Source organism: Variovorax beijingensis (genome assembly GCF_007828835.1).
In the GTDB taxonomy this organism is placed as follows: domain Bacteria; phylum Pseudomonadota; class Gammaproteobacteria; order Burkholderiales; family Burkholderiaceae_C; genus Variovorax; species Variovorax beijingensis_A.
Window position 1 is genome coordinate 1 of the sequence record NZ_VIVL01000005.1, and the last position, 24,654, is coordinate 24,654.

Below are 24,654 nucleotides of genomic sequence, written 5' to 3' on the forward strand. Positions count from 1 at the left end.
CACCACCCCGACGTCAAGCGCATGCTGATGACCATGCGCGCCTACACCGAAGGCTGCCGCGCCATGGCCTCGGTGGCCGCCGCCGCCTACGACGCCGCGCACCACCATCCCGATGCCGAGGCGCGCAAGCAGAACCAGGCCTTCTACGAATTCATGGTGCCGCTGGTCAAGGGCTACAGCACCGAGATGAGCCTCGAAGTGACCTCGCTCGGCGTGCAGGTGCATGGCGGCATGGGCTTCATCGAGGAGACCGGTGCGGCGCAGTACTACCGCGACGCCAAGATCCTCACGATCTACGAAGGCACCACCGCGATCCAGGCCAACGACCTCGTGGGCCGCAAGACGGCGCGCGACGGCGGCCAGACCGCGAAGGCGATTGCCGCGCAGATCGAGAAGACCGAAGCCGAACTGGCCAAGAGCGACAGCAGCGCGGCCGCGGCGGCGGTGCTCAAGCGCCTGAAGGCCGCGCGCGAGGCTTTTGTGCAGGTGGTCGATTTCGTGGCGGGCCAGACCAAGGCCTCGCCCAACGCGGTGTTCGCGGGCAGCGTGCCCTACCTGATGCTCGCGGGCAACCTCGTGGCCGGCTGGCAGCTGGCGCGCTCGCTGATCATTGCGCAGGACCTTGCGTCGCACAACGTCGACGTGGACTTCATGCAGGCCAAGATCGCGACCGCCCGCTTCTATGCCGAGCACATCCTCGCCAAGGCGCCCGGGCTGCGCGACAGCATCGTCGATGGCGCGGAAAGCGTGACGGCGCTGGCAGCCGATATGTACTGACGGGAACGATCCGCAGGCGAAGCTCCTGACGCCAAGTATCAGTTCCTCGTTTCTGGTGGATTTCGAATTCAGCCGCACGAGATCGACCGCCGGTGAATCGGAGAGGCTGGCTGGCCGCGCTATTTCCCTGCAATGAAATCCGGATGACGCGCACAGATCTCCGGCAGCGAGCTCAGCGTGCCGGAGAGATGCTCGCGCAGTGCCTTCTGCGCCGCGGCGCCGTCGTGCCTGGCAATGGCGCGCACGATGGCGCGGTGGTCGCGCAGGATCGCCTCGGTCTTGCCGGCCGTGGGCAGGTGCAGGCGGCGCAGTCGGTCCACGTGGCCCGAGACGCGGCACACCATGTCCCACAGGCTCGGCACGCCCGCGGCTTCATACATCAGCTGGTGGAACTTTCGGTCGGCGCCGACGAAGTCGCCGTACTGCCGCGCGGCCGCCAGCGTGGCCTGCAGCGCGACCTGGGCCTGCAGCTGGGCCGCCAGTTCGGGCGGCGCCTCTTCGGCCAGCTGATGCACGATCTCGAGTTCGATCGAGCGGCGCAGGAAGTGCGCCTGCCTCGCGGCATCGACGTCGATGCGGCTCACCAGCGTGGCGTGCTGCGGGAACACGTCCACCAAGCCTTCCTCGGCCAGGCGCAGCAGCGCCTCGCGCACCGGCGTCTGGCTCACGCCGAAGCGGTCGGCCAGCTCCTGGCGGACCAGCACCGTGCCGGGCACGAGTTCGAGAGAAAGGATGGCATCGCGCAGCTTTTCGAGCACCTGGGGCGCTGCAAGGCGTGTGCGGTCGAGTCGGATCCGGGGGAGGGCTGTCATTCGTTCGAATTTTCGCTTTGACCAAGTAATATATTAGTGTTTTAATGTAGCGGATCCCACAAAGAATGCCGGTTCCGCCTCCGATGCCACGTTCCTACGACACCCTGCGCAGCGCCCGCTGGTTCGCGCCCGACGACTTCCGCTCCTTCGGCCATCGCTCGCGGGTGATGCAGATGGGCTATGCGCCCGCCGACTGGGTGGGCAAGCCGATCATCGCCATCGTCAACACCTGGAGCGATGCCAACCAGTGCCATTCGCACTTCAAGCAGCGCGTGGACGACGTCAAGCGCGGCATCTTCCAGGCGGGCGGCTTCCCGCTCGAGCTGCCGGCCATCTCGCTGAGCGAAAGCATGGTCAAGCCGACCACCATGCTCTACCGCAACTTCCTTGCGATGGAGACGGAAGAGTTGCTGCGCAGCCATCCGGTGGACGGCGCCGTGCTGATGGGCGGCTGCGACAAGACCACGCCGGGCCTCACGATGGGCGCGCTGAGCATGGGCCTGCCCTTCATCTACCTGCCGGCCGGCCCCATGCTGCGCGGCAACTGGCGCGGGCAGGTGCTGGGCTCGGGCTCGGACGCCTTCAAGTACTGGGACCAGCGCCGCGCCGGCCAGCTGAGCGACCAGGCCTGGCAGGAGATGGAAGCGGGCATCGCGCGCAGCCACGGCACCTGCATGACGATGGGCACCGCGGCCACCATGATGGGCATCGCCGAGGCCGTGGGGTTCACGCTGCCGGGTGCCTCCAGCATTCCCGCGGCCGATGCCAACCATGTGCGCATGAGCGCCGAGTGCGGCCGCCGCATCGTCGAGATGGTGTGGGACGACCTGACGCCCGCGAAGATGCTCACGCGTGCCAACTTCGAGAACGGCATCGCCTGCGCGATGGCCATGGGATGCAGCACCAACGCCATCGTCCACCTGATCGCCATGTCGCGCCGCGCGGGCCATCCGGTCACGCTGGACGACTTCGACGCCGCGAGCCGCCGGGTGCCGGTGGTCGCCAACATCCGGCCGAGCGGCGACACCTACCTGATGGAAGACTTCTACTATGCGGGCGGCCTGCCCGCCATGCTCGGGCGCATCCGCGGCCACCTGAAGACCGAGGCGCGCACGGTCAACGGCCGCACCCTCGGCCAGAACATCGAGGGCGCCGAGGTGTTCAACGACGACGTGATCCGGCCGCTCGCCAACCCCATCTATGCCGAAGGCGCGCTGGCCGTGCTGCGCGGCAACCTCGCGCCCGATGGCGTGGTGATCAAGCCCAGCGCCTGCGCGGCGCACCTGCTGCAGCACACCGGCCGTGCGCTGGTGTTCGACGACTATCCGTCGCTCAAGAAGGCGGTGGACGATCCCGCGCTCGACGTGACCGGCGACGACATCCTGGTGCTGCGCAACGCCGGCCCGCGCGGCGCCGGCATGCCCGAGTGGGGCATGCTGCCGATCCCGACCAAGCTGCTGAAGCAGGGCGTGAAGGACATGCTGCGCCTGTCGGATGCGCGCATGAGCGGCACCAGCTACGGCGGCTGCCTGCTGCACTGCTCGCCCGAGGCGGCCGTGGGCGGGCCGCTGGCACTGGTACGCACGGGCGACCGCATCACGGTGGACGTGCCCGCACGCACGATCCATCTCGAAGTGAGCGACGAGGAACTGGCCCGCCGCAAGGCGGCCTGGACACCGCCGCCCGCGCGCTATGAACGCGGCTACGGCTGGATGTTCGGCCGCCACATCCTGCAGGCCAACGAGGGCTGCGACTTCGACTTCCTCGAAACCGCGTTCGGCCGCCCCGTGCCCGAGCCGGACATCTTCTGAAGACCCCAACGGAGACCCACTTGAATCCCCAAACCCGCGAGAAGCTGATGAAGGTCAGCACCGCCACCCTGTGCACGGCGCTGTTCAAGCGCGGACTGCGCAACCAGTTCATCCAGGACGTGCATCCGCTCGATGCGAGCCTGCCCAACATGGTCGGCGAGGCCTTCACGCTGCGCTACATGCCGGCGCGCGAAGACCTGAATCCCATCACCGTGTTCAACGACCGCAACCACCCGCAGCGCCAGGCCGTGGAGCAGTGCCCGGTGGGCGCGGTGCTGCTGATGGACAGCCGCAAGGACGCGCGCGCCGCCTCGGCCGGCGGCATCCTGGTGAGCCGGCTCATGAAACGCGGCGTGGCCGGCGTGGTCACCGACGGCGGCTTCCGCGACAGCCCCGACATCGCCAGGCTCGGCTTTCCGGCCTACCACCAGCGCCCGAGCGCGCCCACCAACCTGACCTTGCACCAAGCCATCGACATCAACGTGCCGATCGGCTGCGGCGACGTGGCCGTGTGGCCTGGCGACGTGGTGGTGGGCGATGCCGAAGGCGTCATCGTGATTCCGGCCGGCATTGCCGACGAGATCGCGGCCGAGGCCACCGAGATGACCGTCTTCGAGGACTTCGTGCAGGAGAAAGTGCTCGAAGGCCGTTCCATCCTCGGCCTTTATCCGCCGACCGAGGAGCAAAGCCGCACCGAGTTCGCCGCCTGGCGCCAGGCCTGCGGGCGCTGACGCCGGTTTTTCCTCCCCGACAACGACAAGAGAGACAACACCATGCCCTTCATCCAACGCGCCGCGGGCCTTTGGTCCGCCGCACTCGCATCCGCACTCGCCTTGGCACCGGCCGCGGTCCTCGCGCAGGCCGAGTGGCCCACGGCCAAGCCCATCACCTACGTCGTGCCCTTCACCGCCGGAGGCTCCACCGACATCGTGGGCCGCATCCTGTCGAACAAGCTGCAGGAGAGCCTTCACCAGTCGGTGGTGGTGGACAACAAGCCGGGGCAGGCCGGCGGCATCGGCGCGGCCTACGTGGCCAAGGCCGCGCCCGATGGCTACACGCTGTTCGGCGGCACCATCAGCACGCACGCCATCAACGCCAGCCTCTACAAGAAGCTGCCCTATGACCCGATGAAGGACTTCGAGCCCGTGTCGCTGGTCGGCCGGCTGCCCAACGTGCTGATCGTCAACAGCCAGCTCGGCGTGAACTCGGTGGCCGAGCTGATCGCGCTGCTCAAGAAGGACGAGTCCAAGCGCACCTTCGCCTCGTCCGGCGCCGGCACCTCGACGCACCTGGCGGGCGAGATGTTCGCCGACATGATCGGCGTCAAGCTCACGCACGTGCCGTACAAGGGTACGCCGCCCGCCATGACCGATGTCGCGTCGGGCCTGGTGCCCTTCATGTTCGACCAGGTGACGGCCGCGCTGCCGCTCGTCAAGAGCGGCCGGCTCAAGCTGCTGGCCGTGACCACCGGCAAGCGCATCGCGCTGGTGCCGGAACTGCCGACCATGATCGAGTCGGGCGTGCCGGGCTTCGAGATGTCGTCCTGGCAGGCCGTGTATGCGCCCAAGGGCACGCCCAGGCCCATCGTGCAGCGCCTGAATGCCGAGATCGTCAAGGCGCTGAAGCAGCCTGACGTGCAGGCCAAGCTCTCGGGCCAGCTGGCCATGGAGATCGTCGGCAGCACGCCGGAGGAACTGCGCGACCACATGGCGCGCGAGATCCCGCGCTGGGCCGAGCTGGTGAAGAAGTCGGGCGCGACCGCGGACTGAGTCTCGTGGCGGGCTTGCCGGTGCGGCCGCTCAGGGCGAGCGCGGCAGCAGCGCCGGCACCAGCGTGCGGTTCATCCGCTCCCGCCACCAGCGCAGCGCCTGGCCCTGCGCATTGGTCTTCCATGCGAGCCAGAAGGCCTCGGGCGGGCGCGGCTCTTCGGTCGGCAGTTCCACCAGCGTGCCGCGCCTGAGCTCGTTCACGATGCAGGCGCGCGGCAGGAAGCCATGGCCCAGCCCGGCCACCTGGCAGGCGATCTTCGCGGCCATCGACGGCACGGTGATGCGCGGCTGGCCCGCGAGCAGGCCCACCGTGCGTTCCGACAGCGTGCGCGCGCTGTCGCCCACCACGATGGCGTTGCACTCCAGCAGGTCGCCGCGCTGCACCGGCCGGCCCAGCCGCGTGAGCGGGTGCGTGGACGCGACGCAGAACGCGAACTCCAGGCTGCCCACGGCGACGGCCTGGTAGCCGCCGCCGGCCGGGCCTTCGCCCGCGGCAATCACGATGTCGGCGCGGCCCTCGCGCAGCGCCTCCCAGCTGCCGGTGAGCGCCTCGCAGCCCACGCGCAGCCGCGTGCCGCAGCGCAGGTCCTCGAAGGCGCGGATGTCGCCGATCAGCGCCTCGGTGGGAATGAGCGAGTCGTGCACCAGCCGCAGCTCCGACTCGTAGCCGGTGGCGATCTGCCGCATGCGCGATTCGAGGTCGCTCGCGGCGCTGAGCAGCCAGCGGCCTTCCTTGAGCATTTCCTCGCCCGCGCCGGTGAGGGTCACACGCGGGCCGTTGCGCTCGAACAGCAGCATGCCCAGCTGCTCCTCCAGCTTGCCCACCGCGTACGAGATGGTGGAGGGCACCTTGTTCAGGCGCGCGGCGGCGGCGGCGAAGGAGCCGTGGCGCGCAATGGCGTCGACGACCTCGATGGCTTCCAGGCTGAGTTTGAGCACGCGGCAATCCTCGAAAAGGCAATGATCGAAAACTTCGATCATTGATGGTGAAAACTTTCGTCGATGACGGATGAAATGGCCCCGATGATTGAGCCCATGCCAAGGAGATTTCCTCCGAAAGCAATTGTGAATCGAATCGAACATCCACTCAACCCCAAAGGAGCTTCCCATGTCCATCAAAGCCACCCCCACCGCCGGCGCCAAGCTGCTCACCCCCACCGACCACACGCTGGTGATGATCGACTTCCAGTCGCAGATGGCCTTTGCCACGCACTCGATCGATGCCGTGAACCTGCGCAACAACGCCGCGCTGGTGGCGCAGGCCGCGGCCGGCTTCAAGGTCTCGACCATCCTGACCACGGTGGCCGAGAAGAGCTTCTCGGGCCCGATGTTCAGCGAGATCACCGACGCCTTCCCGGGCCAGAAGATGCTCGACCGCACCTCGATGAACACCTGGGAAGACGCGGCCGTGATCGAGCGCGTCAACGAGATCGGCAAGCCGCGCATCGTGCTCGCGGGCCTGTGGACCAGCGTGTGCATCGTCGGCCCGGCGCTGTCGGCGCTCGACCAGGGCTTCGAGGTGTACGTGATCGCCGACGCCTGCGGCGATGTCTCGGCCGAGGCCCACAACCGCGCGATGGAGCGCATGGTGCAGGCCGGCGCGCAGCCGATGACCTCGCTGCAGTACCTGCTCGAACTGCAGCGCGACTGGGCGCGCGGCGACACCTACGAGCTGACCACCGGCATCGCGAAGAAGGTGGGCGGCGCCTACGGCCTGGGCGTGACCTACGCCAAGACCATGTTCGGCGCGCACGAAGGTTGAGCGGGATAGAAGAGAAGGAAGGCCCGGCCATGAAGCCCTATGTCGTTTCCCTTGCGCTCGGCCTTCTGGTCGGCGTGATCTATGCGCTCTTCCAGGTGCGCTCGCCGGCGCCGCCGGTCATTGCGCTGGTGGGATTGCTCGGTATCCTGCTGGGCGAGCAGATTCCGCCGCTGGTGAAGAGCCTGGTCGGGCCGCAGGCCGTGGCCGCGTCCTGGCTGCACCACCAGGTCAAGCCGCATGTGTTCGGCGAGCTGCCGAAATGCCTGCCCACCGCTGCAACCGACGCCGCATCTTCGAAGGAGCCCCGCAATGGCTGACACCGAGACCCCCGACCTGATCCTGCACCGCGGGCTGTTCACCACCCTCGACCGCGCCAATCCCACGGCCGATGCGGTGGCCATCAAGGACGGCCGCTTCACGCACGTGGGCCGGGCCGAGGACATCCTGCCGCTCGCCCGCAGCCACACCCGCGTGATCGACCTGCAGGGCAAGCGCGTGCTGCCGGGCCTGATTGACAACCACCTGCACATCATCCGCGGCGGGCTCAACTTCAACATGGAGCTGCGCTGGGACGGCGTGAGGAGTCTGGCCGACGCCATGGGCATGCTCAGGCGCCAGGTGGCCGTCACGCCGGCGCCGCAATGGGTGCGCGTGGTCGGTGGCTTCACAGAGCACCAGTTCGCCGAGAAGCGCCTGCCGACCATTGCGGAACTCAATGCGGTGGCGCCCGACACGCCGGTGTTCATCCTGCACCTGTACGACCGCGCGCTGCTCAACGGCGCCGCGCTGCGCGCCGTCGGCTACACCAAGGACACGCCCGCGCCGCCCGGCGGCGAGATCGTGCGCGACAGCGCCGGCAATCCCACCGGCCTGCTGCTGGCCAAGCCCAATGCCGCCATCCTCTACGCCACGCTGGCCAAGGGCCCGAAGCTGCCCTTCGACTACCAGCTCAATTCCACGCGCCACTTCATGCGCGAGCTCAACCGCCTGGGCGTGACCGGCGCCATCGACGCGGGCGGCGGCAACCAGAACTATCCCGACGACTACGCCGTGATCCAGAAGCTGGCCGACGACGGCCAGCTCACCATTCGCCTGGCCTACAACCTGTTCACGCAGAAGCCCAAGGCCGAGAAGGAAGACTTCCTCAACTGGACCGCCAACTCGACGTACAAGCAGGGCGACGACTACTTCCGCCACAACGGCGCGGGCGAGATGCTGGTGTTCTCGGCCGCCGACTTCGAGGACTTCCGCCAGCCGCGGCCCGACATGGCGCCCGAGATGGAAGGCGAGCTCGAGGACGTGGTGCGCATCCTCGCGCAGAACCGCTGGCCGTGGCGCATGCACGCCACCTACGACGAAACCATCAGCCGCGCGCTCGACGTGTTCGAGCGCGTCAACCAGGACACGCCGCTCGCGGGCCTGAACTGGTTCTTCGACCATGCCGAGACCATTTCGGAGCAGTCGATGGACCGCATCGCTGCATTGGGCGGCGGCGTGGCGGTGCAGCACCGCATGGCCTACCAGGGCGAGTATTTCGTCGAGCGCTACGGCCACGGTGCGGCCGAGGCCACGCCGCCGGTCAAGCGCATGCTCGAGCGCGGCCTGAAGGTGTCGGCCGGCACCGACGCCACGCGCGTCGCCTCGTACAACCCGTGGGTGTCGCTGTCGTGGCTGGTCACCGGCAAGACGGTGGGCGGCATGCAGCTGTATCCGCAGCGCAACTGCCTCGACCGCGAAGGCGCACTGCGCATGTGGACCGAGAACGTGACCTGGTTCTCCAACGAGGTCGGCAAGAAGGGCCGCATCGAGGCCGGCATGCTCGCTGACCTCGTGGTGCCCGACCGCGACTACTTCGCCTGTGCCGAATCGGAGATCGCCGACACCACCGCGCTGCTCACCATGGTCGGCGGCAAGGTGGTCTACGGCGCCGGCCCGTTCGCCGCGCACGACGAAGGCGCGCCGCCGCCGGCCATGCCGGACTGGTCGCCCGCGCGCACCTTCGGCGGCTATGCCGGCTGGGCCGATGCCGCGGGCAGCGCCGAAGGCGCCCCGATGCAGAAGGTGCTGCGCAACGCCGCCGCGGCCTGCGCCTGCGCCAACAACTGCAACGTGCACGGCCACCGGCATGCGACGGCCTGGAGCAGCAAGCTGCCGATCGCCGACCTCAAGAGCTTCTGGGGCGCGCTGGGCTGCGCCTGCTGGGCGGTGTGATGACGACGATACGCTGGACCACCTCAGCCGCGGTGCGCTGGGTCGCCTTGCTGCTGCTGTGCGCGGCCTACCTGCAGGGCGGGCTCAACAAGGCGATGGACTTCCACGCGGCCATCGCCGAGATGAACCATTTCGGCCTCTCGCCCGCGGGGCCGCTGGCCGCGGCGGTGATCGTGCTGGAGCTCGGCGCGGCGGCGCTCATCCTCACGGGCTTTCATCGCTGGCTTGGCGCACTGGCGCTGGCGGGCTTCACCTTGATGGCGACCTTCGTTGCGCTGCGCTTCTGGGAGATGCCGCAGCCGGAGCGCTTCATGGCGGCCAATTCCTTCTTCGAACACCTGGGCCTGGTCGGCGGCTTTCTGCTCGTCGCCTGGCTCGACCTGAAAGAGCATGCCCATGTCTGATTCACCCCAAGGCGCCGCTGTCGCTCCCGCACCGCCCGGCGCCTTCGCGCCCTTGCGCCAGCCGGTCTTTGCCGTGTTGTGGGCGGCCACCGTGCTCGGCAATATCGGCAGCTTCATGCGCGACGTGGCGAGTTCCTGGCTGGTGACCGACCTGTCGGCCAGCCCCACGGCGGTGGCGCTGATCCAGACCGCGGCCACGCTGCCGATTTTCCTGCTCGCGATCCCGGCCGGGGTGCTCTCCGACATCCTCGACCGGCGGCGTTTCCTCATCTTCGTGCAGCTGGTGCTGGCGGCCGTGAGCGGCACGCTGCTGGTGCTCTCGCACACCGGCGCGCTCACGGTCGAATACCTGGTCGCGCTGACGTTCGTGGGCGGCATCGGCGCCGCGCTCATGGGGCCGACCTGGCAGTCGATCGTGCCCGAGCTGGTGCCGCGCGCCGAGCTCAAGGGCGCGGTGGCGCTGAACTCGCTGGGCATCAACATCGCACGCTCCATCGGGCCGGCCGCGGGCGGCCTGATCCTCGCGAGCTTCGGTGCCGCCGTCACCTACGGCATCGACGTGCTCAGCTACGCATTCGTGATCGCGGCGCTGCTGTGGTGGAAACGTCCGGCGGCCGTCGACAGCGGCCTGTCCGAGAACTTTCTCGGTGCCTTCCGCGCCGGCCTGCGCTACACGCGCGCCAGCCGCGAGCTGCACCGCGTGCTGCTGCGCGCGGCGGTGTTCTTTCTCTTTGCCAGCTCGGTCTGGGCGCTGCTGCCACTGGTGGCGCGCCAGATGCTCGGCGGCAGCGCCGGCTTCTACGGCATCCTGCTCGGTGCCGTGGGTGCGGGTGCCATCGGCGGCGCGCTCGTGATGCCGCGGCTGCGCGCACGGCTCGACGCCGACGGCATGCTGCTGCTGGCCTCGCTGCTCACCGCCGGCGTGATGGGCAGCCTGGTCTTCGCGCCGCCGCAGTGGCTCGCTGTGCTGTTGCTGATGGTGCTGGGCCTGGGCTGGATCATCGCGCTCACCACGCTCAATGGCGTGGCGCAATCGATCCTGCCGAACTGGGTGCGCGGGCGCGGCCTGGCCGTGTACCTCACGGTGTTCAACGGCGCGATGGCGGCCGGCAGCCTGGGCTGGGGCCTGGTCGCGCAGCAGGTCGGCGTGCCGGCCACGCTGGTGGCGGGCGCGCTGGGCCTGGCCGTCGCCGGCCTGGTCTTCCATCGGGTGCGACTGCCCGCCGGCGAAGCCGACCTGCAGCCCTCGAACCACTGGCCCGAACCACTGCTCGCCCAGCCCGTGGCGAACGACCGCGGCCCGGTGATGGTGCAGGTGGAATACCGCATCCGCCAGGACGACCGTGCCGCATTCCTCGCCGTGATGAAGCGGCTGTCGCTGGAACGCCGCCGCGACGGTGCCTATGCCTGGGGCCTCACCGAACACACCGGCGACCCCGAGCGCGTGATGGAGTGGTTCCTTGTCGAGTCCTGGGCCGAGCACCTGCGCCAGCACCACCGCGTGTCGCATGCCGATGCCGACCTGCAGGGCGAGGCCATGCGCTTCCACGCCGGGCCCGGCCGGCCCGAGGTGCATCACTTCCTGTCGCTCTGATTTCCTTTCTTCCTTTCTTTTTTTCGTCAACCTGGAGAAACCATGACCACACTCACACTGCGCGACGGCACCGAGCTCTACTACAAGGACTGGGGCTCGGGCCAGCCCATCCTCTTCAGCCACGGCTGGCCGCTGAGCGCCGACATGTGGGACGCCCAGATGCTGTTCTTCGCCGAGCGCGGCTACCGCGCGATCGCCTTCGACCGCCGCGGCTTCGGCCGCTCGAGCCAGCCGTGGACCGGCTACGACTACGACACCTTCGCCGACGACATCGCCGAGCTGGTCGAGACGCTCGACCTGAAGGACGTGATCCTCGTGGGCTTCTCGATGGGCGGCGGCGACGTGACGCGCTACATCGCGCGCAAGGGCAGCGCGCGCGTGGCCAGGCTCGCACTCATCAGCGCCGTGACGCCGCTGTTCATGAAGACGGCCGACCATCCCGTCGGCCCCGAGGCCTCGCTGTTCGCCGGCATCCGCGCCGGCCTGGCCGCCGATCGCCCGCAGTTCCTCGACGACTTCAGCACACTTTTCTATGGCACCAACCGCCCCGGTGCGAAGGTGTCGCAGGGCATCTTCAAGCAGACGCTGCAGATCGCGCTGCAGGCCTCGATCAAGGCTACCATCGACTGCGTGACCGCCTTCTCCGAAACCGACTTCCGCCCCGACATGGCGAAGATCGACGTGCCCACGCTCGTGATCCACGGCGACGACGACCAGGTGGTGCCCCTCGAGGCCACCGGCAAGCTCGCGGCCGAGATGATCAAGGGCAGCCAGCTCAAGGTCTACGCCGGTGCGCCGCATGCCACCTGCACCACGCACAAGGACCAGGTGAACGAAGACTTGCTGGCCTTCATCCGGGCTTAGGAGTCGGACCTCGCCAGGCGGCGGCAACTTGGATGTGGCTGCACCCTCGTTCCAGCCCTTTCCTGCAAGCGGGCCCGGGGAACGGAGGACAAACCGCCTGCCGTCTACCGCGTTCGACGGAGAACTTCAGGCCGCGAGCAGGCGCTCTTCGCTGTCCACAGCGATGCCGTTTGCATCGAAGAAGTGAAGCGCGCCGGGCGCTATGGCCAGCCGCAGGGTGCCCGAGAGATTCGCGTCCGCCTCCGGTGCCATGAGCACCAGCTCGCCGAGCGACGAGCGCAGGTAGCAGTACGCGCGGTCGCCCAGCTGTTCGACCGCCAGTGTCTCGCAGCCCTGGAGTTCGAGCAGCACCTCGCCGGGCGCGGGTTCGCCGATGCGTGCCTGCTCGGCGCGAAAGCCCAGCGTGGCCGGCTGGCCCGGCACGCCGCGCGGAATCTGCAAGCGGGTGTCGCAGAGCCGCAGCAGCGTGCCGTTTGCATCAGCCTGCGCGCTGTCGATCTTGAAGAAGTTCATGCGCGGCGTGCCGATGAAGCCCGCCACGAACAGGTTGGCGGGCGAGCGGTACAGCGCGAGCGGCGAGCCCACCTGCTCGATGCGGCCCTTGCGCAGCACCACGATCTGGTCGGCCAGCGTCATGGCCTCGGTCTGGTCGTGCGTCACGTAGACGGCGGTGGCCTTCAGCGTGCGCTGCATGCGCGCGATCTCCAGGCGCAGCTTCACGCGCAGCTCGAGGTCGAGGTTCGACAGCGGCTCGTCGTAGAGAAACACCTCGGGCTTGCGGATCATCGCGCGGCCCATCGCCACGCGCTGGCGCTGGCCGCCCGAGAGCTGGCGCGGATAGCGCTCCAGCAGCGGCGTGAGCTCGAGCTTGTGCGCGATCTCGTCCACGCTGCGCTCCTGCTCGGCGGCCGTGGCCTTGGCCATGCGCAAGGGGAAGGCGAGGTTCTGCCGCACCGTCTTGTGCGGATAGAGCGCGTAGTTCTGGAACACCAGGGCGCAGCCCCGCTCGGCGGGCGGAACGTCGTTCACCACGCGGCCGCCGACCCGCACCTGGCCGCCGCTCGGCGTCTCCAGCCCCGCGATGATGCGCAGCAAGGTCGACTTGCCGCAGCCCGAAGGCCCGAGCAGCACCGTGACCTGGCCGTCGGGCATGGTGAGATCGATGCCGGGGATCACCTCGACGTCGCCGAAGCGCTTGCTGATGGATTGGAGCTGGATCTCTGCCATGGTGGTGCTTGCTGGTGAGGGAAGGGTGGGGAGGTCTTCAGGCCGGCGGCGTGGCGCCCGACCTGGCGACTCCGCGCTGGATGTTCGATTCGGTGAGGCCGAGCAGCTCTTCCATGGCCTTGCGCGCCGCGGCCGGCTTGCGCGCCCAGATCTGGTCGAGCACGGCGCGGTGCATCGGCAGGCTCTTGCGTGGCGCGCCCGGCTGGCGCGTCGACAGCTCGAAGGACATGCGCAGCGCCGCCTCGATGGTGGCGCCGAAGGCCACCAGGAACGGATTGCCGGTGGCGCTGAGGATGGCCTGGTGAAAGCTCAGGTCCGGCCCGGCATAGGCCACCGGATCCATGCCCGCGGCGTCCATCAGGCGGTAGGCGCGCTCGATCGCAGCGATGGCCGCATCGGGCGCCGAGGCGGCCGCGATCTCGCAGGCGGCCGGCTCGACGATGCGGCGCAGCTGCATCAGGTGCTGCGCCATCTGCGCGCGGTCGTGGCCCGACCAGGTCCAGCGCAGCACGTCCTCGTCGAGCATGTTCCATTGCATGCGCGGCAGCACCCGCGTGCCGGCCTTCTGGCGCGACGCCAGCAGGCCCTTGGCCTTCAGCCGGGTCAGCGCCTCGCGCACGGAGGTGCGCGCCACCCCCAGCTGCTCGGCCAGCTCGACCTCGGTCGGCAGCGTCGATTCGTCATCCCATTCGCCGCCGATCACGCGCCGCGCGAGCGCCTCCGTCACGGCCAGCGGACCGCGCCGGGCGGGCGTGTCCGTAGCGGCGGGTTTCTTCGACGTTTTTGTTTTATGGTCTGACATATTTATTGATGCGATGAGCTTATATCTGGGAAAGTCGCAGGGAATCTCTGGTTTTCCATGAGCTGTGAAGTCTTATTTGTCTGTCATATTCGCTTCCACAAGCAAGTGGAACATGCCGGCCACCCTCGTTGCGCCGCGTGATTCTGATCGAAAGAGAGACAAGCATGAGCCTCCTGTACTCCCTCGCTGTCGACACGCAGCGCCGCCGGTTGATCAAGGCCGCGGCTGCCACGGCAGTGGCCGGCGCCGGCACTGCGCTGGCGTTTCCCGCCATCGCGCAAGCCAAGCCCTTTGCCGGCCTCAAGCTGCGCGGCGCCGCATACCAGCACGGCTTCTTCAACATCCTGCGCAAGTACATCCCGGAGTTCGAGCAGCAGACGGGCATGACGGTCGACCTGCAGCTGTCGGCCTTCCCGGTCTACAACCAGCAGGCCGACCTGGAGCTGTCTTCGGGCGGCAGCGCCTGGGATTTCTGCAACGTCACCTTCATCCTTGCCGCGCGCTGGGTCGCGGCCGGCCTGCTCGCCAACCTGAGCGATTTCGCGGCCGACCGCAGGCTCACGCCGGCCAGCTGGAACCCGGACGACTTCGTCAAGGGCGCGCAGCTGCCGTACCTCGACAAGGCCGGCAAGGCCCATGGCTTTGCGTGGGAAGGCGGCGCGATGCTCATGGGCATGAGCCGCACCGACCTGATGAAGAAGCGCGGGGTCGAGGCGCCGCAGACCTTCGACGAATTGATGAAGGTCTGCGAGGCGGTGCACGGGCAGGACGGTGTCACGGGCTTCGTGAGCTCCAACCTGCACCACTGGTTCCTGCCGCCGTACATCCACGGCTTCGGCGGCGACCTGTTCGCCAATCCGCCGGCGGACATCAAGCCCACGCTCGACTCGGCCGCCGCGGTGCAGGCCACGGCCTTCTATTCGACGTTATTGTCCAAATACAGCCCGCAGGGCGTGCTCGGCTACACCGAGGACCAGGCGCGCGCCGCGCTGATCGGCGGCCGTTCGAACATCTTCATCCATTCGAGCTCCTGGGTCACCGCGATGCTGAGCTCGCCCGAGAGCAAGGTGAAAGACACCGCGCGCGTGGTGCGCATGCCGGCCGGCCCGAAGGGCGACTTTCCCGCCGCCAACAGCCAGGGCCTCGGCATCCCGAAGAACGCGAAGAACAAGGAAGCGGCCTGGGAGTTCATCAAATGGGCACTGAGCCCCGAGCTCACCGCGCGCATCGTGAAAGACACCGGGCATCCATCGATCTGCCGGCGCTCGGTGATCGAAAGCGCCGAGTACAAGCGCATCAACACCATCAACGGCCAGGACATCGGCAAGCTTTATCTCGAAGTGCTCGAGCAGCCCGGCAAGACGCGCAACTACATGGCCTATCGCACGGTCAAGGAGTTTCCGCTGGTGGGCGACGTATTGAACAAGGCCGTGGAGCGCGTGGTCTCGGGCCAGGCGCCGGCCGCCGATGCCATGAAGACGGCGCAGGAGGCCGCGCTCGGCAGCCTGCGGCGCGCCGGAGCCAAGGTATGAGCGCAGCGGCAGCGCCAAGGGTGCACCAGTGAGCGCGAGAGGAGCGTCCTACGAGGCGCAGCGCCGCCGCTTCGTGCGCTTGGCGATGGCGCCGAGCCTGCTGTTCCTGCTGCTGGTGGCGGGGTTGCCCACCGTCTTCCTGCTGGTCACGAGCCTCACGCCCGGGGCGCTGGTGAACCCGGGCTCGCTGGGCGACTTCTCGGAGCCGCTGCGCAACTACAGGCTACTGGGCAGCGACGAGCGCTTCGTCGGCTCGCTGGGCGTGCAGGCGCGCCTCTCGGTCTACACGGTCGTGCTGCAGGTGCTGCTGGGCACGGGGCTGGCGCTGCTCGTGCATTCGGGGCAGGAGCGCTGGAAATCGCTGCGCCACCTGTTCGTGATTCCGATGGTGCTGCCGCCGATCGTCGTCGCGGTGATCTGGAAGCTGATCTACACGCCCGACATCAGCCCGATCTACCAGGCCGCGCGCATGCTGGGCGTGACGCTGCCGGCGCTCACCACGCACGTCGACTTCGCGCTGTGGTCCATCGTCATCGCCGACACCTGGGAGTGGGCGCCGTTCACCTTCCTGATGGTGCTGGCCGCCTTGCAGACGCTGCCGGCCGAATACGTCGAGGCCGCGCGCATGGACGGCGCCGACGCCTGGCGCGTGTTCGGCCACATCGTGCTGCCCTACATCGCGCCGGTGCTGCTGGTGTGCACGCTGTTCCGCCTGATCGACAGCATCAAGGCCTTTCCGCTGATCTTCCTCCTGACCGGCGGCGGACCGGGCTCGGTGACGGAGGTGACCAACTACTACGCCTACCTCGTGGCCTTCAACTTCGGCGAACTCGGCTATTCGAGCGCCATCACCGTCGTGCTGCTCGCGGCCACCGTGCTGATCAGCTGGGGCGCGATGCGCGTGAGCCGCCATGCGGGAGCTGCCGAATGAGCTCGAATCGAATGACGTTGCTGCGCCGGCGCTGGCCGCTCGCGCGCTGGGCCGTGCCGCTCGTGCTGTTCGCGATGCTTCTGCCGTTCCTGTGGCTGCTGCAGATGTCGTTCAAGCCGACGCCGCTGATCCTCGAATTTCCGCCGCGGGTCTTCTTCATGCCCACGCTGGAGCACTACGTGGGGCTCTGGCAGGCCGGCTTTCCGGAGTCCTTCCTCAACAGCCTGGTCACGAGCATCGTGTCGACGCTGCTCGCGCTGGTGTTCGGCATTCCGGCGGCCTACGCGCTGTCGCGCTGGACCGGGCGCGGACGCTTCGGCCTGGGCCTGGGCATCCTGCTGACGCGCATGGCGCCGCCGATCGCCTTCACGATTCCATTCTTCCTGGCGTACCGCTACCTCGGCCTGCTCGACACCCGCACCGGCCTGATCCTCATCTACATGACCTTCAACCTGCCGCTGGTGATCTGGATGATGCAGCCCTTCTTCGACGCCGTGCCGGCTTCGCTCGAAGAGGCGGCGCTGATGGACGGCGCGGGCTACGCCACCGTGTTCATGGAGATCGTGATGCCGATGGCGGCGGCCGGCATCGCGGCCACCGCGATCCTGTGCTTCCTCTATGCCTGGAACGACTTCTTCTTCGCGCTCATCCTCACGCGCACCGACGCGCGCACCGCGCCTGTGGCAGTCGTGAACTTCATGAACTACGAAGGCTGGGAGTGGGGCAAGATCGCCGCCGGCGGCTCGCTGGTGATGGCGCCCGTGCTGGTGTTCTCGATGCTGGTGCGGCGCTACCTGGTGAGCGGCCTCACGGCCGGCGCGGTGAAGGGCTGAGGCGATGGTCCCCGCAAACCTCAGCGGCGCGACGCGCCTCGTGCCGATCCTCGCGCATCCGGTCGACCACGTGCGCGCGCCGCGCATCTACAACCCGGCCTTCGCAGCCGCCGGCCTCGACTGGTGCGTGGTGCCGATGGGCGTGCACCCCGGCGACTTCGCGGCCACCGTGGCGCAGCTCGCGCGCGTGGGCAACCTGCAGGGCCTGAACCTCACGATCCCGCACAAGGCCGCGGCGCATGCGCTGTGCGCGCGCCTCGGGCCCGAGGCGCAGCGCACGGGCGTGGTCAACACCATGCGCATCGATGCCGACGGCCAATGGTCGGGCGAGAGCTTCGACGGCGTGGGCTTTGTCGACGCCGCACGCGCGCATGGCGTGCTGTGCACCGATCGGCCGGTGGTGCTGGTGGGCGCGGGCGGTGCGGGCACCGCCATCGCCTTCGCACTGGCCGCGGCCGGCGTGCGCGAGCTGCACATCGTCAACCGAGAAGCCGAGCGCGCGGAGCAGCTGTGCGCCGAACTGCGCAAGGCGTATCCGGACGCCCATGCCGACACGCACGCCGGGAGCCTGGGGCGTGCCGGCCTCGCCATCAACGCCACCTCGCTCGGCCTGCACGCGGGCGACCCGATGCCCTTCGACCCGGCGCTGCTGCCGGCCGATGCGGCGCTGTTCGACATCATCGCCGCGCGCGACACCGAGCTCATGGCCGCATGCGCCGCGCGCGGGCTGCGGGTGGTCGGCGGCAAACCCATGATCGACCACCAGGTCGCCGCGCAGATCGCGTTCTGGCGCGGCGCTGCCGCATGAACAACACGTGATCCAGGAGACCCCATGATGAAATTCGCAAGGGCAGCGATGGCCCTGTCGGCGATGGCGCTCGCCGCCGCACCCGCGCCGGCGCAGCCCAAGGACGACTATCCGCACAAGCCCATCGTGCTCGTCGTGCCGCAGCCCGCGGGCGGTGCGGCCGACCAGTTCGCGCGGCCCTTCGGACAGGCGCTGTCGCAGCGGCTGGGCCAGCCGGTGGTCATCGACAACCGGCCCGGCGCCAACGGCAACATCGCGGCCGCCTACGTGGCGCGCAACCAGCCGGCCGATGGCTACACCATCTTCTTCGGCTCGATCAGCACGCTGGCCGTGAACCCGCACCTCTACAAGGCCACGGGCTTCGACGCGCTGAAGGACTTCCAGCCGATCACGCTCACCAACCAGACGCCCAACGTGCTGGTGGTGGGCGCGGGCACGCCCTACAAGAGCGTGGCCGACGTGGTGGCGGCTGCGAAGAAGGAGCCCGACACGCTGAGCTTCGGCTCGGCCGGCAACGGCAACACCATGCACCTAACCGGGCTGCAGTTCGAGGCGAAGACGGGCACCCGGCTGATCCACGTGCCCTACAAGGGCGGGCCCGCCGCGCTGAACGACGTGATGGGCGGGCAGATCCCGATGATGTTCCACAACCTCTCGGCCGTGCTGGGCCAGGAGAAGGGCGGCCGCGTGCGCGTGCTGGCCGTGGCCGACACCCAGCGCTCCAGGCTGCTGCCCAACGTGCCGACCATGGCCGAGGCCGGCGCGCCGGGTGTGGTGCAGCTCGCATGGAGCGGCATGCTGGTGCGCAGCGGCACGCCCGCGCCGGTGGTCGAGCGGCTGCACAGGGAGATGGTTGCGATCCTCAAGGAGCCCGCGTTCCGCAAGCCGCTGGAAGCGCAGGGCTTCGATGTACTCTCATCGACGCCAGAGGCGTTCGCCGAGCGCCTGAAGGCCGACCACGCCGCGATGGGCGAGGTCATCAAGGCCGGCAACGTGAAGATCGATTGACCCAGTAAAGGACTGAATCCATGCCCTCGCGCAACACCTTCAAGCACGCCCTTGCGGCGAAGACCCCGCAGATCGGCCTCTGGTCGACGCTGCCCGACCCCTATGTCTCCGAGCTGCTCGCGGGCGCCGGTTTCGACTGGATGCTGCTCGACGCCGAGCACACGCCCGGCGATCCGACCACCATGCTGCGCCAGCTGCAGGCGGTGCAGGCCGAGCGCGAGCGGCCCACCTCGGCCGTGGTGCGTCCGCCCTGGAACGACCCGGTGCTGATCAAGCAGTACCTGGACATCGGCGCACAGACGTTGCTGCTGCCCTTCGTGCAGAACCGCGCCGAGGCCGAGGCCGCCGTGGCCGCCACGCGCTATCCGCCGAACGGCATCCGCGGCATGGGCGGCACGGTGCGCGCCACGCGCTTCGGGCGCGACACCAAATACGTGGCCGAGGCCTCCGGCGAGATCTGCGTGCTGGTGCAGGTGGAAACCGTCGAAGCGCTCGAACACCTGGAGGGCATCGCGAACGTCGACGGTGTCGACGGCGTCTTCATCGGCCCCGGCGACCTGTCGGCCAGCATGGGCGTGGCCGGCCAGGTCAACCACCCCACGGTGCGCGCCGCCATCGACCGCGCCATCGCGCGCATCCTCGCCTGCGGCAAGGCGCCCGGCATCCTCATGAACGACGAGCCGCGCGCGCGCGAGCTGCTCGACCTTGGCGCGCTGTTCGTGGCGGTGGCCAACGACCAGCTGCTGCTGCGCAGGAGCGCCGACGACATCGCGGCGCGCTTCAAGCAGCGCGGCGCACCCGCCGCTCCCGCTTCGGCCCCGGCCCCCGCCACCTATTGAACCCAGAGATCCAGAGAACGCACCGCATGTCCATCGAAGCCGCCCGCCCCAAGACCCTGCAGGAACTGCGCAGCCAGCGCTGGTTCGCGAGCGACGACATCCGCGGCTTCGCGCACCGCCAGCGCATGCAGCAGCAGGGGCTCGCGCGCGAGGAGTTCATGGGCCGGCCGGTCATCGGCATCGTCAACACCTGGAGCGAGCTCTCGCCCTGCCATGCGCACCTGCGCGAGCGCGCCGAGTCCGTCAAGCGCGGCGTGCTGCAGGCCGGCGGCTACCCGCTCGAGCTGCCCGCGCTGAGCCTGGGCGAGGTGATGGTCAAGCCCACGACCATGATCTACCGCAACCTGCTGGCCATCGAATGCGAGGAGCTGCTGCGCAGCCTGCCGATCGACGGCGTGGTGCTGATGGGCGGCTGCGACAAGACCACGCCCGGCCTGGTCATGGGCGCGCTCTCGATGGACATCCCCGCCATCTTTCTGCCCGCCGGTCCGATGATGAACGACCGCTACAAGGGCCAGGCCGTGGGCGCGGGCACGCACACCAAGAAGTTCTGGGCCGAACGCACCATCGGCAATATCGACGAGGCCGAATGGATCCGCCTCGAGGCGCGCATGACGCGCACGCCCGGCACCTGCAACACCATGGGCACGGCCAGCACCATGACCGCCATCGCCGAGGCCATGGGCCTGTCGCTGCCCGGCGCCATGAGCATCCCGGCCGTCGACTCCGAGCACAGCCGCATGGCCTGGCGCTGCGGCGAGCGCATCGTCTCGATGGTGTGGGAAGACCTGAAGCCCTCGCGCATCGTCACCAAGGCCTCGTTCCTCAATGCCGTGGCCGCCTACATGGCGCTCGGCGGCTCGACCAACGCGGCGGTGCACCTGCCCGCGATGGCGGGGCGCGCGGGCATCGAGCTGAACATCGACGAACTCGACGCGGTTGCGCGGCGCGTGCCCGTCATCGCCAATCTCTATCCGTCGGGCGAGAAGCTGATGGAAGACTTCCACTATGCCGGCGGCCTGCCCGCCGTGCTCAACAGGATCGCGGCGCACCTGGACCTGTCGGTGCGCACCGTCACGGGCCGCACGCTCGGCGAGGACATCGCGGGCTGGCCCGCGGAGGACGACGGCACCATCCTCGACCCCGCAGCGCCGCTCAAGCAGGGCACGCCCGAGTGCCCCGAGGCCGGCATTGCGCTGGCCGTGCTGCGCGGCAACCTGTGCCCCGACGGCGCGGTCATCAAGCCTTCGGCCGCCACGCCCGAGCTGCTGCGCCACACCGGCCGCGCACTGGTGTTCGACTCGAACGCCGAGATGCTCGCGGCCATGGCCGACGAAGCGCTCGACTGCGATGCCTCGACCGTGCTGGTGCTGCGCAACGGCGGCCCGGTCGGCGGGCCCGGCATGCCCGAGTGGGGCAACCTGCCGATCCCGAAGAAGCTGCTGCGGCAGGGCGTGCGCGACATGCTGCGCATTTCCGATTCGCGCATGAGCGGCACGCATTACGGCACCTGCGTGCTGCACGTCTCGCCGGAGTCGGCCGTGGGCGGGCCGCTGGCGCTGCTCAGGACCGGCGACACGATCCGCCTCGACATCGGCGAGCGGCGCCTCGACATGCTCGTGCCCGACGAGGAACTGGCGGAGCGCCGCAAACAGTGGACGCCACCCGCACCGGCCTACGCGCGCGGCTACACGAGGATCTTCCAGCACGAGGTGACGCAGGCGCACCTGGGCTGCGACTTCGCAAGCCTGGCGGGCAACGCGCCCACGCCCGAGCCGCCGATCTATTGAAAAAAGCCCCGCGCCTTGCGCGCGGCGCACCGGAATCGACACAACGGCCGTTCGAGGACAATACGGCCTGCGACATTCGGGCCCGACGCGGCCTCTCGACGATTTTCATTTCCGGTGCAAGCGATTCTTTCCGAAGCCGGCCCCGTGCTGGTCTTCATGGCCTGCGTGGCGCTGGCCACTTACGCGCAGAACCTCACGGGGTTCGCATTCAGCCTCATCCTGCTTGGCCTGGTGTCGGTGTTCCACATCGCCAGCGTCGGCGACACGGCCAACGCCGCCACGGTGCTGAGCCTGATCAATGCATGGACCTATTTCCGCGCGCGGCCCGGCGTGGTGCCGTGGCGGCTGATGAAGCCCGCGCTCAACGGCAGCACGGTGGGCGTGATCGCGGGGCTCATGCTGCTCACATGGCTCAGCGGCGGCGCGGTGAACTGGCTGCGCGGCCTGCTGGGCGTGTCGATCCTGGGCTGCGCGCTGCTGCTGGTGCTGCAGGGCCGGCCGCAGCCTGCGGTGTCGGGCCGCACGAGCTTTGCCGTCATCGGCGGGCTCTCGGGCGTGCTGGGCGGGCTGTTCTCGAGCTCGGGGCCGCCCATCGTCTTCCACATGTACCGCCAGCCGCTGGAGCGCGAACTGGTGCGCCGCGCGCTGCTGCTGATGTTCGCGTTCAATTCGCTGGTGCGGCTGGTGATCGTGCTGCCCACGGGCCACTTCTCGTGGCGCGCGGCGCTGCTCGCCGCCTGCGCGATGCCGGTGGTCTACGGCGTGACGCGGCTGCATCACCGGCTGCCCAACAAGCTGCAGCCGCGCACCCTCAAATGGCTGGTGGGCGGGCTGCTGGCCGCGGCGGGCTCGACGCTGGTCGCGAGCGCGTGGCTGGCGATCGCGCAGGCCTGATGCCTGGGCTCAGGCGTAGGCCGCGCAGAGTTCGCCCTCGGCCGTCATGGCATCGAAGGCGCTGTAGTCGGCCTGCCAGGCGTTGCCCGCGCGCAGCGTGAGCGCTTCGAGCTGTGCGAGCGTGGCGCTGCCTTCGCGGCGCAGCTGCTCGGCGCAGCGCTCGAGGTCGGGAAAGTGCTGCAGCGCCTGCCACCACACGGCGCGGCCCGCCAGGAAGCCGTGGGCGCCGGCGGCGTAGGCGTATTCCATCACGCGCAGGAACTGCGGCGGCGTCACGCCCGCCGACAGCATCACCCAGGGAATGTTCGCCCCCTTGCAGATCGCGCCCATCTGGTCGAACCAGGCCTGCGCGGCCTGTGGCGCGGCACTGCCGTCGCGCGCGGGCAGCGTGGCGCCGGGCAGCGGGCTCTCGAGCTTGAAGAGATCGACGCCATACTTCGGCTTGGCGAACTCGCGCACGCTCTCGATCACCAGTTCGGGCATCTTCTCGGGCGACTCGATGTAGTCGACGGTGTGGCGTTCGCTCCTGGGAAAGGGATAGACCAGCAGTTCGAGCACCAGCGGAATATCCCACTGGCGGCATTCCTCGCCGATCTTCTGCACATAGGCTTGCTGGTGCGCGAGCACCTCGGGTTCGGCATCGGGGCGGTACCAGGCCAGCACCTTCACGCCGTCGCCGCCGGCGCGCTTGATCTTTTCCACGCTCCAGTCGTCGATCGAGTGCGAGAGCCGGCCGCCCGGGGTGTCGCGGAAGCGGTGGTCCTCGAGCGTGACCACCAGGCCGGTGTGCGCAGGCAGTTTCTGCAGCGCCGCGGGGAAGGCGTAGTTCGGGTCGAACAGCATGGCGCTGGCGTGCGCACCGAGGGTGTCGACCAGCGTGCGCTTGACAGCCACCATGTCGGCAAAGCTCACGTCGGCGGGTGCGATGCCGCGCTTGGCGCCGATCAACTGCGCGATCGGCGGGCGCTGGTCGAGCGCGACCATGGTGAAGTGGCCCTGGGGCGTGGCCATGCGGCGCAGGCCCCATTTCTTGCCGAGGTGGAGGGGGGGCGTTGTCATGAGGGGGATCACTCCTTGATGGAATAGACGAGGGACATCGCAGTGGCGAAGTCGGGCACCCCGGCGCGTCCGCCGGGTCGTGTGCACTTGATGGCCGCCACCGCGGCGGAAAACTGGAAGGCGCGGGGCACGGGCCAGCCGGCGCCGAGCGCGAAGGCCAACGCACCGTGGAAGACGTCGCCGGCGCCGGTGGTGTCGACGGGCTCGACCGCGAAGGCGGGCAGGGCGTGCAGCCCTCGGGCATCGGCCCAGCGCAGGCCGCGCTCGCCGAGCGTGACGGCCGCGAGGCGGCAGCCGCGCGAGAGCGCGAAATTCAACTGCTCGTCGACCGTGCGCGCGCCGGTGGCATAGCCGGCAAGGCCGGGCTCGGAGAACACGGCGTGGTCGGTGTGCGGCAGCAGCATGTCGAAGACGGCGGCATCGGCCACGTCGCCGTCGAGCACGGTGGGCAGGCCGCGCGTGCGCGCTGCGCCGAAGAGCGCGAGCGCGCCTTCGGGCCAGCGTGGATCGGCCAGCACGGCGTCGGTCGCGGCCAGTGCGTCGAGCGGCAGCCAGGCCGGATCGGCCGGCAGGCCGGCGCCGCGAAAATTCACGATCATGCGTTCGCCGCGCGCATCGACCACGATGCCGGAGAGCGACGAGCGTGCGCCCTCGAACAGCCTGAAGCGCGACACGTCCACGCCCAGCGCGGCGAGCTGCGCCTTCATCTCGTGGCCCGCACTGTCCAAGCCGGCGCGGCCCCAGAACTGTACCGATGCGCCGAGCTTCGCGGCCGCCGCGGCGGCATTCGCCGCCATGCCGCCGCCGCCCTCGCGCACATCGTTTGCGCGGGTCTTGCCGCCGCCCTGCGGCAGGGTGTCGACCTGCCAGGTGATGTCGAGCGCGGACAGGCCGAGGCAGATCACGCGCGGGGCGGGGCGTTCCACG

General features: G+C 69.1%; 24 protein-coding genes. 18 read left to right on the forward strand and 6 right to left on the reverse strand.

The annotated features are described in order from the left end of the window. On the forward strand, window positions 1-777 hold a 777-nt coding region (locus FB547_RS16130), incomplete at its 5' end, for an acyl-CoA dehydrogenase (protein WP_186454178.1). Between the two features lie 119 nt (window positions 778-896). On the opposite strand, the gene FB547_RS16135 is transcribed toward FB547_RS16130, so the two are convergent. Beyond that, complete coding sequence (locus tag FB547_RS16135) at window positions 897-1,589, reverse strand: GntR family transcriptional regulator (protein WP_145743890.1); 693 nt, start codon at window positions 1,587-1,589, stop codon at window positions 897-899. Between the two features lie 83 nt (window positions 1,590-1,672). On the opposite strand from FB547_RS16135, the gene araD (FB547_RS16140) reads away from it, so the two are divergent. From araD (FB547_RS16140) to FB547_RS16150, 3 genes are read left to right on the forward strand one after another with little or no spacing between them, the layout of a single operon-like run. Then, on the forward strand, window positions 1,673-3,400 hold the full coding sequence (gene araD, locus FB547_RS16140) for an L-arabinonate dehydratase (protein WP_145743892.1): 1,728 nt from the start codon (window positions 1,673-1,675) through the stop codon (window positions 3,398-3,400). Between the two features lie 20 nt (window positions 3,401-3,420). Then, a complete protein-coding gene (locus FB547_RS16145) occupies window positions 3,421-4,131 on the forward strand; it encodes a ribonuclease activity regulator RraA (protein WP_145743894.1) in 711 nt (236 codons plus the stop codon). A gap of 42 nt (window positions 4,132-4,173) precedes the next feature. After that, the gene (locus FB547_RS16150; RefSeq protein ID WP_145743896.1) at window positions 4,174-5,169 is read left to right on the forward strand and encodes a Bug family tripartite tricarboxylate transporter substrate binding protein; all 996 of its coding nucleotides are present in this window, start codon (window positions 4,174-4,176) and stop codon (window positions 5,167-5,169) included. A gap of 30 nt (window positions 5,170-5,199) precedes the next feature. Here FB547_RS16150 and FB547_RS16155 read toward each other — a convergent pair whose 3' ends face one another. After that, window positions 5,200-6,108: a LysR family transcriptional regulator gene (locus FB547_RS16155; protein ID WP_145743898.1), complete on the reverse strand. Its 909-nt coding sequence runs from the start codon at window positions 6,106-6,108 to the stop codon at window positions 5,200-5,202. A gap of 169 nt (window positions 6,109-6,277) precedes the next feature. Here FB547_RS16155 and FB547_RS16160 point away from each other — a divergent pair, with 169 nt between their 5' ends. From FB547_RS16160 to FB547_RS16185, 6 genes are read left to right on the forward strand one after another with little or no spacing between them, the layout of a single operon-like run. Continuing rightward, on the forward strand, window positions 6,278-6,931 hold the full coding sequence (locus tag FB547_RS16160; RefSeq protein WP_145743900.1) for a hydrolase: 654 nt from the start codon (window positions 6,278-6,280) through the stop codon (window positions 6,929-6,931). 29 nt (window positions 6,932-6,960) lie between these two features. After that, window positions 6,961-7,248: a DUF1427 family protein gene (locus FB547_RS16165; protein ID WP_145743902.1), complete on the forward strand. Its 288-nt coding sequence runs from the start codon at window positions 6,961-6,963 to the stop codon at window positions 7,246-7,248. Next, window positions 7,241-9,142: an amidohydrolase gene (locus FB547_RS16170; RefSeq protein WP_145743904.1), complete on the forward strand. Its 1,902-nt coding sequence runs from the start codon at window positions 7,241-7,243 to the stop codon at window positions 9,140-9,142. Before FB547_RS16165 ends, FB547_RS16170 begins: the two co-directional genes overlap by 8 nt. Continuing rightward, window positions 9,142-9,546: a DoxX family protein gene (locus FB547_RS16175; protein WP_186454179.1), complete on the forward strand. Its 405-nt coding sequence runs from the start codon at window positions 9,142-9,144 to the stop codon at window positions 9,544-9,546. Before FB547_RS16170 ends, FB547_RS16175 begins: the two co-directional genes overlap by 1 nt. Next, complete coding sequence (locus FB547_RS16180) at window positions 9,539-11,140, forward strand: MFS transporter (protein ID WP_145743906.1); 1,602 nt, start codon at window positions 9,539-9,541, stop codon at window positions 11,138-11,140. The genes FB547_RS16175 and FB547_RS16180 overlap by 8 nt, the downstream gene beginning before the upstream one ends. A 42-nt stretch (window positions 11,141-11,182) precedes the next feature. Then, complete coding sequence (locus tag FB547_RS16185; RefSeq protein ID WP_145743908.1) at window positions 11,183-12,004, forward strand: alpha/beta fold hydrolase; 822 nt, start codon at window positions 11,183-11,185, stop codon at window positions 12,002-12,004. Window positions 12,005-12,130: 126 nt separating this feature from the next. Here the strand turns inward: FB547_RS16185 and FB547_RS16190 are convergent, their stop codons facing one another. Both FB547_RS16190 and FB547_RS16195 read right to left on the reverse strand, forming a co-directional pair. Next, entirely contained in the window at window positions 12,131-13,231 is a 1,101-nt protein-coding gene (locus FB547_RS16190) for an ABC transporter ATP-binding protein (protein ID WP_145743910.1), read from the reverse strand. A 37-nt stretch (window positions 13,232-13,268) separates the two neighbouring features. Next, a complete protein-coding gene (locus tag FB547_RS16195; RefSeq protein WP_145743912.1) occupies window positions 13,269-14,033 on the reverse strand; it encodes a FadR/GntR family transcriptional regulator in 765 nt (254 codons plus the stop codon). A 164-nt stretch (window positions 14,034-14,197) separates the two neighbouring features. Here FB547_RS16195 and FB547_RS16200 point away from each other — a divergent pair, with 164 nt between their 5' ends. The 8 genes from FB547_RS16200 to FB547_RS16235 all read left to right on the forward strand — a co-directional run bounded on the left by FB547_RS16200 (window position 14,198) and on the right by FB547_RS16235 (window position 22,668). Next, window positions 14,198-15,565, forward strand: a complete 1,368-nt coding sequence (locus FB547_RS16200) for an ABC transporter substrate-binding protein (protein WP_145743913.1) — start codon at window positions 14,198-14,200, stop codon at window positions 15,563-15,565. A gap of 28 nt (window positions 15,566-15,593) precedes the next feature. Beyond that, window positions 15,594-16,496 (forward strand): carbohydrate ABC transporter permease, encoded by a 903-nt coding sequence (locus FB547_RS16205; protein ID WP_145743915.1) that lies wholly within the window; start codon window positions 15,594-15,596, stop codon window positions 16,494-16,496. Next, a complete protein-coding gene (locus tag FB547_RS16210; protein WP_145743917.1) occupies window positions 16,493-17,329 on the forward strand; it encodes a carbohydrate ABC transporter permease in 837 nt (278 codons plus the stop codon). Before FB547_RS16205 ends, FB547_RS16210 begins: the two co-directional genes overlap by 4 nt. Before the next feature lie 4 nt (window positions 17,330-17,333). After that, window positions 17,334-18,137 (forward strand): shikimate dehydrogenase family protein, encoded by an 804-nt coding sequence (locus FB547_RS16215; RefSeq protein ID WP_145743919.1) that lies wholly within the window; start codon window positions 17,334-17,336, stop codon window positions 18,135-18,137. Window positions 18,138-18,161: 24 nt separating this feature from the next. Continuing rightward, a complete protein-coding gene (locus FB547_RS16220; RefSeq protein WP_145743921.1) occupies window positions 18,162-19,145 on the forward strand; it encodes a Bug family tripartite tricarboxylate transporter substrate binding protein in 984 nt (327 codons plus the stop codon). Window positions 19,146-19,165: 20 nt separating this feature from the next. Beyond that, a complete protein-coding gene (locus FB547_RS16225; RefSeq protein WP_145743923.1) occupies window positions 19,166-19,984 on the forward strand; it encodes an aldolase/citrate lyase family protein in 819 nt (272 codons plus the stop codon). A gap of 26 nt (window positions 19,985-20,010) precedes the next feature. After that, the gene (gene araD / locus FB547_RS16230) at window positions 20,011-21,774 is read left to right on the forward strand and encodes an L-arabinonate dehydratase (RefSeq protein WP_145743925.1); all 1,764 of its coding nucleotides are present in this window, start codon (window positions 20,011-20,013) and stop codon (window positions 21,772-21,774) included. A gap of 114 nt (window positions 21,775-21,888) precedes the next feature. Continuing rightward, the gene (locus tag FB547_RS16235; protein WP_145743927.1) at window positions 21,889-22,668 is read left to right on the forward strand and encodes a sulfite exporter TauE/SafE family protein; all 780 of its coding nucleotides are present in this window, start codon (window positions 21,889-21,891) and stop codon (window positions 22,666-22,668) included. Between the two features lie 9 nt (window positions 22,669-22,677). Here the strand turns inward: FB547_RS16235 and FB547_RS16240 are convergent, their stop codons facing one another. Both FB547_RS16240 and FB547_RS16245 read right to left on the reverse strand, forming a co-directional pair. Beyond that, entirely contained in the window at window positions 22,678-23,727 is a 1,050-nt protein-coding gene (locus FB547_RS16240; RefSeq protein ID WP_145743929.1) for a tagatose 1,6-diphosphate aldolase, read from the reverse strand. 8 nt (window positions 23,728-23,735) lie between these two features. After that, window positions 23,736-24,653 (reverse strand): PfkB family carbohydrate kinase, encoded by a 918-nt coding sequence (locus FB547_RS16245; protein WP_145743930.1) that lies wholly within the window; start codon window positions 24,651-24,653, stop codon window positions 23,736-23,738. Between the last annotated feature and the right edge of the window lies 1 nt (window position 24,654).